The organism is Lachnospira hominis (ex Liu et al. 2021), from assembly GCF_014287955.1.
Taxonomy (GTDB): Bacteria; Bacillota; Clostridia; order Lachnospirales; family Lachnospiraceae; genus Lachnospira; species Lachnospira hominis.
Genome location: NZ_JACOPD010000003.1, coordinates 13,287 through 30,546 on the forward strand (window position 1 = coordinate 13,287; position 17,260 = coordinate 30,546).

16 protein-coding genes are annotated in these 17,260 nt (G+C 39.0%); 14 read left to right on the top strand and 2 right to left on the bottom strand.

All coding sequences use genetic code 11. The features are described from left to right. The 13 genes from H8S01_RS04665 to H8S01_RS04725 all read left to right on the top strand — a co-directional run bounded on the left by H8S01_RS04665 (position 1) and on the right by H8S01_RS04725 (position 13,984). Positions 1 to 1,008 carry a sulfate ABC transporter substrate-binding protein gene (locus H8S01_RS04665; RefSeq protein WP_186836362.1) on the top strand — a complete coding sequence of 336 codons (1,008 nt, stop codon included), beginning with the start codon at positions 1 to 3 and terminating at the stop codon, positions 1,006 to 1,008. Between the two features lie 95 nt (positions 1,009 to 1,103). Further along, positions 1,104 to 1,958 (top strand): sulfate ABC transporter permease subunit CysT, encoded by an 855-nt coding sequence (gene cysT / locus H8S01_RS04670; protein ID WP_186836363.1) that lies wholly within the window; start codon positions 1,104 to 1,106, stop codon positions 1,956 to 1,958. Positions 1,959 to 2,006: 48 nt separating this feature from the next. Beyond that, positions 2,007 to 2,879: a sulfate ABC transporter permease gene (locus H8S01_RS04675; RefSeq protein WP_021867109.1), complete on the top strand. Its 873-nt coding sequence runs from the start codon at positions 2,007 to 2,009 to the stop codon at positions 2,877 to 2,879. Between the two features lie 14 nt (positions 2,880 to 2,893). Next, positions 2,894 to 3,955, top strand: a complete 1,062-nt coding sequence (locus tag H8S01_RS04680) for an ABC transporter ATP-binding protein (protein ID WP_021867108.1) — start codon at positions 2,894 to 2,896, stop codon at positions 3,953 to 3,955. Positions 3,956 to 3,973: 18 nt separating this feature from the next. Continuing rightward, positions 3,974 to 5,728, top strand: a complete 1,755-nt coding sequence (locus H8S01_RS04685; RefSeq protein ID WP_186836364.1) for an adenylyl-sulfate reductase subunit alpha — start codon at positions 3,974 to 3,976, stop codon at positions 5,726 to 5,728. Continuing rightward, entirely contained in the window at positions 5,712 to 6,026 is a 315-nt protein-coding gene (locus tag H8S01_RS04690; protein WP_021867106.1) for a 4Fe-4S dicluster domain-containing protein, read from the top strand. The genes H8S01_RS04685 and H8S01_RS04690 overlap by 17 nt, the downstream gene beginning before the upstream one ends. A 20-nt stretch (positions 6,027 to 6,046) precedes the next feature. Next, positions 6,047 to 6,946 carry a sulfate adenylyltransferase subunit CysD gene (gene cysD, locus H8S01_RS04695; RefSeq protein WP_021867105.1) on the top strand — a complete coding sequence of 300 codons (900 nt, stop codon included), beginning with the start codon at positions 6,047 to 6,049 and terminating at the stop codon, positions 6,944 to 6,946. A 1-nt stretch (position 6,947) separates the two neighbouring features. Continuing rightward, positions 6,948 to 8,645, top strand: coding sequence for a sulfate adenylyltransferase subunit 1 (locus tag H8S01_RS04700; protein WP_186836365.1), 1,698 nt, complete (start codon positions 6,948 to 6,950; stop codon positions 8,643 to 8,645). Between the two features lie 67 nt (positions 8,646 to 8,712). Next, positions 8,713 to 9,786 carry a LacI family DNA-binding transcriptional regulator gene (locus H8S01_RS04705; RefSeq protein ID WP_186836366.1) on the top strand — a complete coding sequence of 358 codons (1,074 nt, stop codon included), beginning with the start codon at positions 8,713 to 8,715 and terminating at the stop codon, positions 9,784 to 9,786. Positions 9,787 to 10,184: 398 nt separating this feature from the next. Beyond that, complete coding sequence (locus H8S01_RS04710) at positions 10,185 to 11,261, top strand: sulfate ABC transporter substrate-binding protein (RefSeq protein ID WP_186836367.1); 1,077 nt, start codon at positions 10,185 to 10,187, stop codon at positions 11,259 to 11,261. Continuing rightward, a complete protein-coding gene (gene cysT, locus H8S01_RS04715; protein ID WP_186836368.1) occupies positions 11,239 to 12,078 on the top strand; it encodes a sulfate ABC transporter permease subunit CysT in 840 nt (279 codons plus the stop codon). Before H8S01_RS04710 ends, cysT (H8S01_RS04715) begins: the two co-directional genes overlap by 23 nt. Before the next feature lie 6 nt (positions 12,079 to 12,084). After that, positions 12,085 to 12,918: a sulfate ABC transporter permease subunit CysW gene (cysW, locus tag H8S01_RS04720; RefSeq protein ID WP_186836369.1), complete on the top strand. Its 834-nt coding sequence runs from the start codon at positions 12,085 to 12,087 to the stop codon at positions 12,916 to 12,918. Continuing rightward, on the top strand, positions 12,911 to 13,984 hold the full coding sequence (locus H8S01_RS04725; protein ID WP_186836370.1) for an ABC transporter ATP-binding protein: 1,074 nt from the start codon (positions 12,911 to 12,913) through the stop codon (positions 13,982 to 13,984). Before cysW ends, H8S01_RS04725 begins: the two co-directional genes overlap by 8 nt. A gap of 66 nt (positions 13,985 to 14,050) precedes the next feature. Here H8S01_RS04725 and H8S01_RS04730 read toward each other — a convergent pair whose 3' ends face one another. Together H8S01_RS04730 and H8S01_RS04735 are read right to left on the bottom strand one after the other, a co-directional pair. Further along, a complete protein-coding gene (locus H8S01_RS04730) occupies positions 14,051 to 14,809 on the bottom strand; it encodes an ABC transporter ATP-binding protein (protein WP_186836371.1) in 759 nt (252 codons plus the stop codon). Continuing rightward, positions 14,802 to 15,803, bottom strand: coding sequence for a FecCD family ABC transporter permease (locus tag H8S01_RS04735; RefSeq protein ID WP_186836372.1), 1,002 nt, complete (start codon positions 15,801 to 15,803; stop codon positions 14,802 to 14,804). The genes H8S01_RS04730 and H8S01_RS04735 overlap by 8 nt, the downstream gene beginning before the upstream one ends. Positions 15,804 to 16,003: 200 nt before the next feature. Here H8S01_RS04735 and H8S01_RS04740 point away from each other — a divergent pair, with 200 nt between their 5' ends. Then, positions 16,004 to 17,245 (top strand): O-acetylhomoserine aminocarboxypropyltransferase/cysteine synthase family protein, encoded by a 1,242-nt coding sequence (locus tag H8S01_RS04740; protein ID WP_186836373.1) that lies wholly within the window; start codon positions 16,004 to 16,006, stop codon positions 17,243 to 17,245. Positions 17,246 to 17,260 lie beyond the last annotated feature (15 nt).

The following is a 17,260-nucleotide window of genomic DNA, read 5'->3' on the forward strand; positions in this document are numbered from 1 at the left end:
ATGAAAAAAATATATAAAATGCAGGCAGTTTTGTTAGCTGCATGTGTTTTTACGGGGCTTGCGGGATGCGGCCGTGAAAAATCGAATATAATGACAATCACCAATGTTTCATATGATGCCACAAGGGAATTCTATGAAAGCTATAATGAGATTTTCAAAAGCTATTATGAAGAAAAATATGGTGAGCCGGTGAATGTAATACAGTCACATGCCGGTTCCGGGAGTCAGGCAAGGTCAGTTGTTGAAGGCTGTAATGCAGATGTTGTCACACTTGCACTTGAACATGATATTTCACTTATTGAAAAAACCGGACTTGTTGACAGTGGCTGGAAGCAGGAATATGACAATGATTCCGCACCATACACTTCAACAATGGTCTTTCTTGTAAGAAAAGGAAATGAGAAAAATATAAAAGACTGGGATGATTTGATTAAAGACGGTGTTGAAGTTATAACGCCGGACCCGAAAAGCAGCGGCGGTGCATGTTGGAATTTTCTTGCGGCATTAAGTTATGCCAGGGAGAAATATACGGATACAGCTAAGCAGAATGAATTTATCAAAAAATTGTATGCTAATGTATCAGTTCTTGATTCGGGAGCGAGAGGTTCAGCGACAACATTCGTTGAGAATCAGAAAGGCGATGTTCTTATTGCATGGGAAAATGAAGCAATGATGACAGTCGCCAATTATCCGGGGCAATATGAGATTGTAACGCCGTCAGTAAGTATTCTTGCACAGCCGAGCGTTGCGGTTGTTGATGATAATGTAAAAGTTAATAAATCAGGGCAGGCAGCAGGAGAATATCTTTCTTATCTGTATTCGGAAAATGCCCAGAGACTTGTGGCTGATTACGGATATCGCCCAAGTGATGAAAAAATCCTTAATGAATATTCGGATAAATTTAATCTGAATGTAAAATGTACAACAATTAATGATTTCGGCGGCTGGGACAATGCGTATAAACAGTATTTTGATGACGGTGCATTGTTTGACAAGCTGTGTAACTAAGTGCAGATATGAAGTTGTATTTATATAGGGTATGAAGTTGTGCGAAAATTATATTTATATATACACAGAAATAAAAGCGGAAAGGAAAAATAAGTATGGAAGAAACCGTAAAATTAAAAAAAGCAAAGAAAACCAGAGTGATTCCGGGCTTTAAGCTTACAATGGGAATTACGGTGACGATGCTTTCACTTATTGTATTGATTCCGCTGGCATCGGTTATGGTATATTCGCTGAAACTGCCACCGTCGGAATTTATAAAACTGATTACAAAGCAGAATGTAGTTTACGCATTTACGACGAGTATTGTCTGTTCTTTTATAGCGGCGGTGATAAATGTAATATTTGGAGTAATTCTTGCATGGACACTTGTAAAATATGACTTTCCCGGAAAGCGTATTCTTGACGGATTTATAGAGCTTCCTTTTGCACTTCCGACAGCAGTTGCGGGCATAACGCTCTCAAAGATGTATTCGGATACGGGAATACTTGGAAAACCGCTTGCCGCAATAGGAATTAAGGTAAGTTACACACATCTTGGAATTATAGTTGCACTTATATTTATCGGAATTCCGTTTGTAGTAAGAAATGTGCAGCCGGTGCTTGAAAAACTTGACGGACAGTATGAGGAAGCAGCTTACATACTTGGTGCGTCGCCGTCAAAGACATTTTTTAAGGTAATACTTCCCGAGTTGAGACCTGCGATACTTACAGGTTTTGGGCTTGCATTTGCAAGAGGAATCGGTGAGTATGGAAGCGTTATTTACATTTCGGGCAACAGTGCCAAAGAGCATACACAGGTTGTATCGTATGTAATAATGCAGAAGTTAAGTTATATTGATTATGCGTCGGCAACAGCTATAGCACTTGTGATGCTTGTAATATCATTTCTGCTTTTGTTTGCGATAAATGTTATCCAGATGAAGCAGGCAAAAAGAACCAATAATATATAATCATACAATGTTAAAATGGCGGATGATAAAAACAGGATGGGAAAAGTTATGAATGAACAGGAAAAATTTGAAAAAAGAAAAAAGATAACTAAATATGTTCTTATAACAATAAGCGTTTTATTTGTATTTTTTATGCTTGTGATGCCGCTGTTTTGTATTGTATCCAGCTCGCTCAAGCAGGGACTTGGATTTTATTTTAAATCGGTATCGTCAAAATATGTTGTCAGTGCTTTGAAGGTTACTTTGTTTGCAACTGTTATTGCGGTTGTTATCAATACATTTTTTGGATTGTGTGCGGCATGGGTTACGACAAAGTTTTCATTTAAGGGAAAACAGGTGCTTGCGACACTTATTGATATTCCGTTCTCAATATCACCCGTTATCGTTGGACTTGCGTTTCTTATGACATTCGGGCGTCTCGGCTGGTTTTATCCTGTTATAAGATGGTTTAATTCGGTATTCGGAGCGAATGTAAGAATCGCATTTGCAATTCCCGGAGTTGTGCTTGCGACAATATTTGTAACATTTCCGTTTGTATCAAGAGAGATTATTCCGGTGCTTAATGCACAGGGAAAAGACGAGGAGGAAGCGGCGGCTCTTATGGGAGCGGGCGGATTCAAAATCTTTTTTAAGATTACGTTTCCTCAGATAAAATGGGCTTTAATATATGGAATTATTCTTTGTACATCGAGAGCACTCGGCGAGTTTGGTGCGGTAAATGCATTATCAAAGACGAGAGGCGAGACATTTACACTTCCTCTTGAAATAGACGCATTGTATATGTCTGGAACGGAAAACTCGATTACGGCGGCATTTGCAGCATCTTCAATACTTGTTATTATTGCGGTTGTTGTGCTTGTGCTTAGAAATATACTTGAATACAGGGCGAAAAAGAAAGGTCAGGAGCAGGCAGCTTCTTGAGAGTGGTGTGAAATATGTATGTTGAAATGAAAAATATTTATAAACAATATGGCGATTTCAGGGCTTCTGACAATGTGAGTTTCGGAATTGAAAAAGGTAAGCTTGTCGCACTTCTCGGACCGTCGGGAAGCGGAAAGACAACGCTTCTTAGAATGATTGCAGGGCTTGAGACTCCTAATGCGGGAGATATTTTTATAGACGGAAAACGTGTTAATGATATTCCTGCATCAAAGAGAGGAATCGGCTTTGTATTTCAAAGTTACGCATTATTCAGATATATGACGGTATACGATAATGTGGCATTTGGACTTGAATTACAGAAGGTTCCGAAAGCCGAAATAAAAGAACGCGTTATGAAACTTCTTGAGATAACAGGGCTTTCGGGAATGGAAAAAAGGTATCCGAACCAGCTTTCAGGCGGACAGAGACAAAGAGTTGCTTTCGCAAGAGCATTAGCTCCGAATCCGCAGGTGCTTCTGCTTGATGAACCATTTGCCGCCATTGATGCAAAGGTTCGTTCTGAATTGAGACTGTGGCTTAGAAGCATGGTTACACAGCTTGGAATTACGAGTATATTTGTAACGCACGACCAGGACGAAGCTGTTGAGGTTGCCGATGAGATTATCATTACGAACCACGGTAAAATCGAGCAGATGGGAACGCCGTCACAGATTTACAAATCACCTGATACACCATTTGTTGCACAATTTATCGGAAGGCCGTCAGAAGTACATAATTATGATACATTGAACGGCTTTGACAAGATAGAGGGAGCGGACAAGGCGGTTATAAGACCTGAATTTGTCAAAATTTCAAAGTTTGGAAAGCTCGACAGATACATGAGTGCGGCAGAGACAGGAATTGTCGAGGACGTTGTTTTCCGTGGCAACAGGCTTGACGTTACGATTGATGTCCATGGAATAAAAATCACAGGCGAGTGGTCGCTTGAGAAAGATTCACTTGAGATTGGCGAAAAAGTTAATCTTTTAATATACAGAATCTATGTAATGGACGACACGAAAGCATATTTGTGTGAAAATAAAGAAATGCAGGAAGATGACGTATTCTATATCTAGGGATTGGAGAAATGTGTTATGCAGATTAAAAAAAGAGAGACACTTAATACAGACATACTTATCATCGGCGGCGGAACAGCAGGCTGTTATGCTGCGTTGACGATTGCAGAAAAATCGGGATATTCTGTGCTTATCGCAGAGAAAGCCAATATAAAAAGAAGCGGCTGTCTTGCAGCTGGAGTAAATGCAATCAACGCATACATCGTTGAGGGCAGAAAGCCTGAAGATTATGTTGATTACGCAAAGAAAGACGCAGACGGAATTGTAAGAGAGGATTTGCTTCTTACAATGTCTGAGGGACTTAACCGTGTCACGGAAAAGATGGAAAAACTTGGACTTGTCATTTTAAAGGATGAGAACGGCAAATATGTCGCAAGAGGCAACAGAAACATAAAAATTAACGGTGAGAATATCAAGCCGATTCTTGCAGATGCGGTAAAAGCACTTCCGGACTGCACAATTCTTAACAGGGTAAATATCACGGATTTTTATGTTGAAAATAATACAATCTGCGGAGCATACGGATTCAGTATAGATGAAACGGAAGAAAACGGAGAAAAAAGTGGAACGGCATATCTTATAAAGGCTAAGAAAGTTCTCTGTGCGACAGGCGGTGCGGCAGGTCTTTACAGACCAAACAATCCGGGATTTTCAAGACACAAAATGTGGTATCCGCCGTTTAATACGGGAGCGGGATACGCAATGGGAATAAATGCGGGAGCTGAGATGACAACATTTGAAATGCGTTTTATAGCACTCAGATGTAAAGATACGATAGCTCCGACAGGAACGATAGCACAGGGTGTCGGTGCAAAGCAGGTTAATTCAAAGGGCGAGATATACGAGACAAAATATGGTCTTACAACTTCACAGAGAGTATACGGAACTGTCATGGAAAATATTGAGGGAAGAGGCCCTTGTTATCTGAGAACGGAAGGAATAAGCAAAGCACAGGATGAATCGTTAAAGAAAGCATATCTGAACATGGCACCGAGCCAGACATTAAAGTGGATTGAATCGGGAAAGAACCCAAGTGAGCAGAATGTTGAGATTGAGGGAACGGAACCTTATGTTGTAGGCGGACACACAGCGAGCGGCTATTGGGTTGACACGGAAAGAAGAACTACAATTCACAATCTTTTTGCAGCGGGAGACGTGGCAGGCGGCTGTCCTCAGAAGTATGTTACGGGGGCTATGGTTGAAGGTGAGATTGCTGCGGAAACTATGGTAAAAGAGCTTGATGCACAAAAGGTCAGCGAAACAACAGAAGATAAAAAGGTAAATAATGAAAATGATGTCGTATGCGGCATTGATAAAGCTTTTGATGAAAAAGTAAACGAGTATAACAGAATTTTAAATAATAAAGATTGTGTATACACGACAGAACAGCTTGAAGATGCCATGCAGAAGGTTATGGATGCTTATGCCGGAGGTATCGGAAGCCATTATCAGTTCAATGAAAAACAGCTTGAACTTGCAAAAGAAAAGATAAAGAAATTGCAGGAACTTGCTGAAAATGTCAGTGCTGATGACTGCCATGAGCTTATGTTTGCATATGAGTTAAAGGAAAGACTTACAGTATGCCTTACACTTATAGAGCATCTTAAAGCGAGAAAAGAGACACGGTGGCACAGTTTTGATGAGAATCTTGATTACCCTGAAAAGAGTGATGAATGGCTCAAATACGTCAATTCAAAGAAAGTTGACGGAGAAATAAAGATAATCACAAGACAGCTTGTGGGAAGGGGTGAGAGCTATGAGCATAATAATTGATAAAGAAAAATGCAGAAAATGCGGCAAATGTACGCAGGTCTGTCCCGGAAGCCTTATCAAAAAAGATGAGGATGGAAAGGCATTTATTAAGTATCCTAAGGATTGCTGGGGGTGCTGCTCATGTATAAAGGAGTGTCAGTTTGATGCCATAGGACTTTATCTCGGAGCGGATATAGGAGGAATGGGAAGCAGTATGACGGTAAAATCAAGAGACCATTTCCTTGACTGGAATATCCATAAAACAGACGGAAGCACAGAAACAATAATTATAGATAAAAAAGAATCTAACAAATATTAAGTGAATGGAGGAAAAATGTAATGGAAAAATTATCACATCTTGATGCACTTGAAGCAGAAGCAATTTACATAATCCGTGAAGTTGCAGCTGAGTGTGAAAAGCCGGTAATGCTTTACTCAATAGGAAAGGACAGCTCGGTAATGCTTCATCTTGCAATGAAGGCATTTTATCCGGAAAAACCACCATTTCCATTTTTACATGTAAATACAACATGGAAATTCAAAGAAATGATTAAGTTCAGGGATGAGCAGGCTAAAAAGCTTGGAATAGAAATGCTTGAATATATCAATGAAGATGGCGTAAAGCAGGGAATCAACCCATTTGACCACGGTTCTGCATATACAGATATCATGAAGACACAGGCTTTAAAGCAGGCGTTAAACAAATACGGTTTTACAGCGGCTTTCGGCGGTGGTAGAAGAGATGAGGAAAAATCAAGAGCAAAGGAAAGAATTTTCTCATTCAGAAATGAAAACCATGCATGGGATCCTAAGAACCAGCGTCCTGAAATGTGGAAGTTATATAACTCAAAAATCCACAAGGGCGAGAGCATAAGAGTTTTCCCTATTTCAAACTGGACAGAGGCAGATATATGGCAGTATATAAAGAGAGAAAAGATTGAGATTGTACCTCTTTATTTTGCAGATGTAAGACCTGTTGTATACCGTGACGGCAATATTATCATGGTTGATGATGACAGAATGAAATTAAGACCGGACGAGAAGGTAGAGATGAAGAGCGTAAGATTCCGTACACTTGGATGCTATCCTCTTACAGGCGGTGTAGAATCTACAGCAAAGACACTTGATGAAATTATTGATGAGACACTTTCAGCCGTATCTTCCGAGAGAACAACCCGAGTTATTGATAACGAGGCGGCAGGAAGCATGGAAAGAAGAAAAAGGGAGGGTTATTTCTAGGATGAGAAGTTTATTAAAATTTATTACATGCGGAAGCGTTGATGACGGAAAATCAACTCTTATAGGTCATATTTTATATGATTCAAAACTTTTATATGCCGACCAGGAAAAGGCACTTGAACTTGACAGTAAAGTCGGAAGCCGCGGCGGTGCTATTGATTATTCACTTCTTCTTGACGGTCTTATGGCAGAAAGAGAACAGGGAATTACTATTGATGTTGCATACAGATATTTTACAACAGATAACAGAAGCTTTATCGTTGCCGATACGCCGGGACATGAGGAATATACAAGAAACATGGCGGTCGGTGCTTCATTTGCAGACCTTGCCGTAATTCTTATCGATGCAAAGCAGGGTGTTCTTGTCCAGACAAGAAGACATGCAAGAATCTGTGCACTTATGGGAATTAAGTATTTTGTATTTGCAGTAAATAAAATGGACTTAGTCGGTTATGACGAGAACAGGTTTAATGAGATTAAATCACAGATAGATGAGCTTTCAAAAGAACTTTCGCTTGAGAGTGTATACATTATTCCTGTATCAGCTACAGAGGGCGATAATGTAACTAAGAAATCAGACAATATTCCTTGGTATAAGGGTGAAGCACTTCTTACATATCTTGAAAATGTAGATGTTACTGAAAAGAAGCAGGAAGAGGGCTTCTATATGCCTGTACAGCGTGTATGCCGTCCTGACCATACATACAGAGGATTCCAGGGTCAGATTGAATCAGGTGAAATCAAAGTCGGTGATGACATTGTAACACTTCCAAGCAAAGAACATGCACATGTTAAGAGTATTCTTGTCGGTGACAAGGATTCACAGAGTGCATTTATGGGTCAGCCTGTTACAATCCAGCTTGATAAGGAAGTTGATGTTTCAAGAGGCTGTGTTCTTGCGGCAGGAAACAATCTTCCTATAAGCAAGTCATTTACTGCAACAATTCTGTGGATGGACGATAACGAGCTTACGCCGGGAACTGATTATATTGTAAAACTCGGAACAAAGCAGATGCCAGCCATCCTTAAAAATATACAGTATAAGATTGATGTTAATACAGGTGAGTATATTGCTGCCAATGTATTAAAGAAAAATGAGATTGCCGTATGTGATATTGCACTTCAGGAAGAAATTGTTATTGATGAGTTCAAGAAACATAAGACACTCGGCGAGCTTATTCTTATCGACAGAATTACAAACATGACATCTGCGTGCGGTGTTGTAGAGACATCAAAGGTTGATGACAGCAAGGATTTAAAGGCTGCGTTTGTATATGGTTCATATAAGGCAAACGGTGATATTTTTGAGGAGTTCTATTATAATCTCGACAGTATGACAATTAACAAGGTAAGACCTTCAGGAAAGACATATACAGTCGGTGACGAGATTCCTGTAAATGGTGAAAGTTACAGTTATCCTGATGATTTTGATATTGTGGTTCTTCGTGATAAAGTTGCAGTTAAGGTTCGCGACCGTATGGTTGTCGGAATCGGAAGCCTTGACGAGTATGGATATTCAGATGTTCCTGTAATCAACGGACGCGGTTTTGCTGTTAAGATTGCGGATGAGAAAGATTTGAAAGCTTTTCTTTCTGAGCTTAATGCACAGAATGGTAATATAAGCAGTGAATTCTTTAATAAATGGATTACATTCGAGACATACAGAAAGATTGTATTTAAGGACGAAATCTGGAATTAAGGTAAATGCGGGGCTGCCACACCAATCCGGTGTGGCAGCCCCGATAATTTTATGAGGGAGATATTTTATGTCAATTAAAAAAATATCGCAGATGACAGGTGCGTCCGCAGCAACAGTTTCGAGGGTTCTTAATAATCCTGATTACAAGTGCAAAACAAAGGGGCTGCGGGAGAAAATATGGGCGGCGGCCGCACAGATTAATTATACGCCTAACGAAGCTGCAAGAAGTCTGAAAAAAGGTGAAGCCTACGGCACAAAGAATTATTTTATTAATATACTTATCACGCGTTCAGACCATACACATTCAGACCCATTTTTTGATGAGGTTTTAAGAGTAATAGAATCTGAAATTCACAAGAAATCATGTATATTGTCTGCTGTATGGTACAATTCTGTGTTTTCTGACGATAAGAAGTCAGCAAGAGCAAGGTGCGATGAGCTGACAGATGAGATGTACGCACAGACAGGCGGCAAATGCGACGGTCTGATTGTTATAGGAAGATGTAACAAAGAAGCTTTAAAAAAACTCAAAACACGTTTTAAAAATGTTGTTTCTGTAAACCGTAATTCAACTAATTACGAGGTTGACGAGGTGCTGTGTGACGGCACAAAAATAGCTTCATCGGCGATAGAACATCTTATAAAGCTGGGACACACAAATATTGCTTATGTCGGTCATGTGAGAAATGAAGCACGTTATACCGGGTATCTTGAGACACTTAAAAAGTATGACATAGAGGCTGTTCCTGATTATGTGTATGAGACAAATCAGACAGAGGCGGAAGGATACCAGGTTATGGAATCAGTATTGAAAAATGATGATAAACCGACGGCATTTTACTGTGCCAATGATATTACGGCGATAGGACTTATAAAATGTCTCAATCATTACAGAAACAGGTATTACATACCGTCTATAATATCAAGTGACAATATTGAAGAAAGCCAGTATACACAACCGATGCTGACGACAGTCAATCTTCCCAAAGAGGAAATGGGAAGATTCGGTGTTGAGCTGTTAATCGACAGAATTACAGGCAGGCATAAGAATGTAATACGTCTTGAAATAGAGGGAAATCTTGTTGTAAGAAACAGTTGTGCACCAGCAGATGAGACGTATATTACAGAGTATTACATATAAAAATCAAAAAAATATCATTAAAACTGAATATAAACGTAACAATGCTTTTGTGAAATGGTGTTTGAACCAGAAAATATCTGGGTGTAAACGATTTCATAAAAGCATTTTCTGTTATGAAAACAAGCTGAATTACAAGCTCATAATAACAGAAAATTACAAAATACATACTAATAAATGAAAACGATTTCGCAAATGTACGTTGTTAATAAACAAATATGGCAATATAATTCATATAAATCCTAGTTAAAAGCTAGGAAAACAATGAAGCTAAATCCTCTCCTCACAGAGACATAGTGCATCAAAGATGCACATTGGGATTTTGCTTCGCAAAACAAGGGGGCTAAATCCTCTCCTCACAGGTGTTCGGATTTTGCTTCGCAAAACAAGGAGGATTTTATATGAGAAAGAGAAGTTTATTGGCAATAGGATTAACATTTGTTGTAGCAGCAGGAGTGCTTACAGGCTGCGGCAATTCAAAGGCAGCAGATACAAGCAGCCAGCCGGGCGTTGAGATTACGAACGTATCGTATGACCCGACAAGAGAATTATATAAGGAATACAATTCTTTATTTGCAACGTATTGGAAAAACAAGAACGGACAGGATGTAACAGTAACACAGTCACACGGAGGTTCTGGCAAACAGGCACTTGAAGTTGCGAACGGACTTGAAGCTGATGTAGTTACACTTGCACTTGAGGGGGACGTTGATGCAGTCAAAAATGCGGGGCTGATTGAGGAAGGTTATACAAATGAATTCGACCTTGACAGTTCGCCTTATACATCAAGCATAGTATTTCTTGTAAGAAAGGGAAATCCGAAAAATATCAACGACTGGAACGATTTATTAAGAAGCGATGTCGGTGTGATAACACCTAATCCGAAGACGAGTGGAGGAGCAAGATGGAATTATCTTGCGGCATGGTATTACTTTGAAAAACAGGGTCAGCTGGAGAGCACAATTAAGGAAAATATGAAGACACTTTATAAAAATGTTCTTGTACTTGACTCGGGGGCAAGAGGTGCAACAACATCATTTGTTGAAAACGGTCAGGGTGATGTGCTTATAGCATGGGAAAATGAGGCATTTCTTTCACTTGATGAACATCCAGGCGAATATGAGATTGTTGTTCCATCTGTTTCAATATTATGCCAGCCTACAGTGGCCGTAGTTGATGAAGTTGTTGACAATAGAGGCACAAGAAATGTTGCTACAGAATATCTGAAATATCTTTATTCTGATGACGCACAGAAACTAGAGGCAAAATGGTATTACCGCCCTTCAAATAAAGACATTCTTTCGCAGTATGTATACACGGGAAATTCAAATACAATAACACAGATTCCGTCTGACGGAAAATGGATTGTGACAAATATTGATTTGACAGATATCAAGCATTTTGGAGGATGGAGCGAAGCAACAAAGAAGCATTTTTCAGACGGAGGTGTATTCGATGCGATTTACGAGAAAAAATAAAAGCGTAATTCCGGGATTCGGACTTTCATTTGGCATAACAATGGCAATACTCGGATTTATAGTAATAATTCCGCTGTGCTCACTCGTTGTATATTCATCTAAAATGTCATTTGCGGGATTTATTGAAACAGTGACAAAACCAAGAATGCTTGCAAGCTACAGGGTAAGTTTTACGACAGCATTTTATGCATCATTTGTAAATCTTGTCATGGGAACAGTTCTTGCATGGGTGCTTGTAAGATATGATTTTCCGTTTAAGCGGTTTATGGACGGAATAATTGAACTGCCGTTTGCACTTCCAACAGCAGTTGCAGGTATAGCACTTACTCACCTGACCGTTTCTGACGGCTGGGTGGGCAGGCTGTTTGCCCATTTTGGAATAAAAATAGCATATACGAGGCTTGGAATAACGACAGCACTTATTTTTATAGGAATACCCTTCGTGGTAAGAAGTGTCCAGCCCGTACTTGAAAAAATCGACAAAGAATATGAACAGGCGGCACAGATGCTTGGTGCATCGGGTGCACAGACATTTTTTAAAGTAATACTTCCCGAGATAGTACCATCACTTGTGGCGGGATTTACAATGGCATTTGCAAGATGCCTCGGGGAATATGGAAGTGTTGTGTTTATAGCAGGAAATACGCCATATGAGACAGAAATCACACCGCTTCTTATAATGTCAAAGTTACAGGAGTACGATTATGCATCAGCGACATCAATAGCATTAGTAATGCTTGTTGCAGCGTTTTTAATACTTCTTATAAATGCGGTTATTCAGAGCCGTTCATCAAAAATTATCAGTGGAATAGGATGATGTTTTATGCAAAAGGAAAATAAAATTATAAAATGGCTGCTTATAACGCTGTGTGCTGTTTTTCTGACAGTTATGCTGATACTGCCACTAATATATGTGGTAACGACAGCTTTTAGGGACGGTGTTTCGGCTTTTTTGAAAGCGGTTGGAGATAAATATGCAGTAAAATCAATATTACTGACATTAAAAGTTACGGTAATAACGGTTATTGTCAATACATTTTTTGGAATATTTGCGGCATGGACAATAACAAAATACAGATTTAAAGGTAAAAAAATAATATCGGCGTTGATAGATCTGCCGCTTACTATTTCTCCTGTTATTGCCGGACTTATATTTTTACTGACATTCGGCCGCAATTCGTTTTTATATCCATATCTTACAAAAATGGGAATAAAAATAATTTTTGCGGTGCCGGGAATAGTGCTTGCGACAATATTTGTGACATTTCCATTTATCTCAAGAGAAATAATACCGGTAATGACAGCGGCGGGAACCGACGAGGAAGAGGCAGCAGCCCTTATGGGAGCTGGATTTTTTAAGATATTTACACAAGTTACGCTTCCACATATAAAGTGGGCATTGCTATACGGAATAGTGCTTTGCAGTGCGAGGGCAATGGGAGAATTCGGTGCGGTTTCGGTAATATCGGGTCACCTAAGGGGAAAGACGAATACAATGCCACTTCACATAGAAGTTACCTATCAGGCATTTGATTTCACAGGTGCATTCGCTATGTCATCAATACTTGTGGTTATGGCACTGATTATATTAATCACAAGAAATATTTTAGAGTATTACGGAAAAAAGAGCGAAGAGGAGAGTGTAAAAGATGAGTGAAAAAAAGGAAAGCTATGTTGAATTAAAAAATGTAAATAAATCATTTGGTGGATTTGAGGCGTCAAAGGATATAAATATAAATATCAAAAAAGGCCATCTTGTTGCACTTTTAGGTCCTTCGGGAAGTGGAAAGACAACAATATTAAAAATGCTTGCAGGCCTCGAAAATGCCGATTCAGGAGATATTTATATCGCCGGTACAAGAGTGAATGATGTAAAGCCAAAAGACAGAGGAATAGGTCTTGTATTCCAGAGTTACGCACTTTTCCGTTATAAAACGGTCTATGAAAATATTGCATTTGGATTAAAAATAGAAAAAAGAGACAAAAATTATATTAAAAAGAGAGTGAATGAACTGATTGAGCTTGTGGGACTTAAAGGAATGGAAAAACGTTATCCGAGACAGTTGTCGGGCGGACAGCGTCAGAGAGTTGCTTTTGCGAGAGCAATAGCAACACAGCCACAGCTTCTTCTTCTTGATGAACCATTTGCAGCTATAGATACAAAAGTGCGTAAAGAATTAAGAGGATGGCTTCGTGAACTTATTAACGAGGTCGGAATCACAAGCATAGTTGTCACGCATGACCAGGAGGAAGCGTTAGAACTTGCAGATGAGATAATACTTACGAATCACGGAAAAGTAGAGCAGACAGGAACACCTTCAGATATTTACAATAATCCTAAGACACCTTTTGCGGCGGCATTTCTCGGCGATAATTCTGTGATTGAAAATATCAGTGAATTTAAGGGATTTGAAGGAATACCGGGAAAAGCAGTTATACGCCCCGAATTTGTGAATGTATATGCTCAAGATGAATCTATAGAACATGCGGCATCGGTTGATGATGCGGTAGTTTCAAAAGTTGTTTTTAAAGGAAATATTATTGAATTAAAGTTAAATATTAAAGGAAGTGAGATAACAGCTTACAGGAATGTAGGACAAAAACAGGTTATACAGGGGGAAAATGTAAAGGTATTTATACGAAAAGTATTTGAGATTGACGATACAAAGGCGTCTTCAAGAGAAAACAGTATTTATTCAGGAAATGACAGCATTGTTATATAAGGTTTTAAGCCTTATATAACAATTGTTCTTTATGGGGAATGTGTCAAAGTCCGTGGATGCAGGAAATTATTCAAACAGGAAATATTCACCTTTTTCATCTTTAAGACGGCGGCATGATGCCGAAAAAACGTCTTCGATAATATGGCTTTCGATGCAGTCTGCGGGTGTGCCGTCAAAGACGATTTCTGAATTGTTCATAACTACGATTTTATCTGATATTTCAAGTGCTTTTGATATATCGTGCAAAACCAGAAGCACAGTCTTTCCCCGTTTTTTTAAAGACAGAATCATGTTGTAAAAGTTACGCTGGCCTTCAATGTCAAGGTAGGTTGTAGGTTCATCAAGAATAATTGTATCGCAGTCCTGTGCGAGTATCATGGCAAAAAACACACGCTGTCTTACACCGCCTGAAAGAGTGTTTACATACATATCGGAATATTTTGTGACACCTGTAAAATCCATCGCTTTATTTACAATGTCTGTGTCTTCTTTTGTCTTGCGGCGTGAAAATCCAAGATGTGGAAACCTTCCGTGTTCTACAAGCACTTTTACAGGAATTGCAGGGATTACCTGGCGTATCTGCGGAAGAAATGCAATTAGTTTTGCACGTTCTTTTGAACTTATTTTTGAAAGGTCGGTGCCTTCAAGTACGATTGAACCTTCTGTCAAATCAGCGGTTTTATTAAGGCTTGATATCAGTGTTGTTTTTCCACAGCCGTTAGGACCTATGATAGTTGTTATACGGCCTGATGGTACATCAAGTGAAATGTTTTTTAATATTGTATCGCTGTGATAAGATACATTAACATTTTTAAAACTAAGCATTAACTCTTCGTCCTCCTTTCTTTTTAAGTAAAAGATATAAGAAAAACGGTCCGCCGACAAATGACATGATAATGCCTGCCGGGAGTTCATACGGAGCTGCGATTATTTTGCCGAGCAGGTCGCATGAGATTACAAATATCGCACCGAGAAGTGCAGAACACGGCAGCAATATGCGTGCGTCGTTTCCGAAAAGTTTTCTTCCAATATGAGGCACGATAAGCCCAACAAAGCTTAAAAGTCCGGCATAGCTTACAACACAGCCAGCCATAATGCTTGAAAGAGTCATAAGAATAAGGCGTGTCACACCGACATTTAATCCGAGTGAACGTGCTATGTCATCGCCGAGATTAAGTATGTTTAAGTGGCGTGAAAAACATATTGAAACAAGAACAGCGGCGGCAATTCCGATACACGGAATAATGATTGCCTTTGAAGTGATTCCGTTGAGTGTTCCTATCATAAAAGTTGTTATATTGATTGTTATGTCGCTGTCTATTAATTTTATTGTGTTGATTCCGGCACTCAACAAAGAAGAAATAGTTATTCCGGCAAGAATTATTGTTGTTCTTGAATTGTCGCCAAGATATGCGATTCCAAATACAAGAAATGTCGTAATTAAAGCTCCCGCAAATGCAAAAACAGCGGAGTGTGATGAGCTTCCGTTATAAATAAAGAGTGCGAGCATTACGGCAAATCCTGCACCTGAATTGACGCCGATTGTATTCGGGCTTGCAAGCGAATTATTCATAACGCTTTGTAGAATCACGCCCGCACAGGCTAGTCCCATTCCTGCAAAAACACCGGCAATCATACGCGGCAGCCTGATATTAAATATAAGAAGTGCATTTACTGAGGAAGAATCGTTTCCTGTTAATACATTAAAAACATCGTGTGGTTTTATATATACACTTCCCGACAGAATACTTAAAAACATCATAATAACAAGTATTACTGCAAGTAAAATAAATATACTTATCTTTTTCTTTTTAGTCATATAAAATTATCCCTTAATACGTAAAATTTATGAGTGGACTGGCAGGTGTCCAATGTCGTTATTGTAGCAGAAACACTGAAAAAAAACAATATCATACTAAATTAATAAGATTTATATGAATTTATGGTTGACATTTGTCAAAATAAGTGTATGATAATATCATATTAAGTTGATAGGATTAATATAAAAAGAGGTCACATATGAAATTTAACACAGCGTTATTACATGGAGATTTTAGAGGCGATAAAGCCACGGGTGCAACTCTTACACCTGTTTACCAGTCAAGTGCATTTGAGCATGAATCGGCTGAGGAATTAGAAAAAATATTTAATAACAGAGCACCGGGATTTTCTTATACAAGAATAAGCAATCCGACTATTGATGCTTTTGAAAAACGAATGACTGCACTTGAGGGAGGCGTTGCAAGTGTTGCTTGTGCCTCAGGAATGGCTGCATTGTATAACGCTTTCTGCAATATACTCTGTGCCGGTGATGAGATTGTATCAAGTGCCAGTCTTTACGGTGGCAGCATTGATTTATTCAGGGATCTGGAAAGCTTCGGAATTAAGACAAGATATGTTGAAAATAACAATCTTGAGGAATTCAGGGCTGCAACCAATGAACATACAAGACTTTATTTTGCGGAGACAATAGGCAATCCGAGACTTGATGTTACCGATATAAAGAAACTTGCAGAACTTGCACATAGCTTTGATATTCCGCTCATTATGGATAATACAGTTGCGACAGCTTATCTTGTAAAGCCGTTAAGCCTCGGTGCAGACATAGTTGTCAATTCTACATCAAAGTATATTAATGCGAACAGCAGTGCAATTTCAGGAGTTATAACCGACGGCGGTAAATTTAAGTGGGATACAGAAAAGTATCCGGGCATGAAAGATTTTAAGAAATTTGGACCATTTGCTTATACAGCGAAGTTAAGAAACGGGTTGTTCAGAAATACGGGAGCCTGTCTCTCGCCACAGAATGCTTTTTATAACAGCATAGGAATGGAAACACTCGGACTTAGAATGGAACGTGTTTGTGATAATGCTAAAACACTTGCACAATTTTTTGCTACAGAATATAGTGATATTGAAGTGAATTATCCGGGACTTGCAGGCAGCAAATGGCATAATATAGCAACAGAGCAGTTTGGCGATAAGTTCGGTGGAATAATAACAATAAGAACAGGAAACAAGAAGAGAGCATTCGGAATAATTGATGCATTAAAGCTTCCACTTATAGTATCAAACATAGGTGATACAAAAACACTTGTTATTCACCCTGAATCAACACTTAATGTCCATAGCACACAGGAAGAAAAAGAAACAGCCGGTGTATTTGACGATTTGATAAGAATAAGCGTCGGAATTGAAGACATTGAAGATTTGATAGATGATTTCAAACAAGCTATAGAGTCTGTTAAGGATGTTTACTAATAAGCTAAAAGGAGA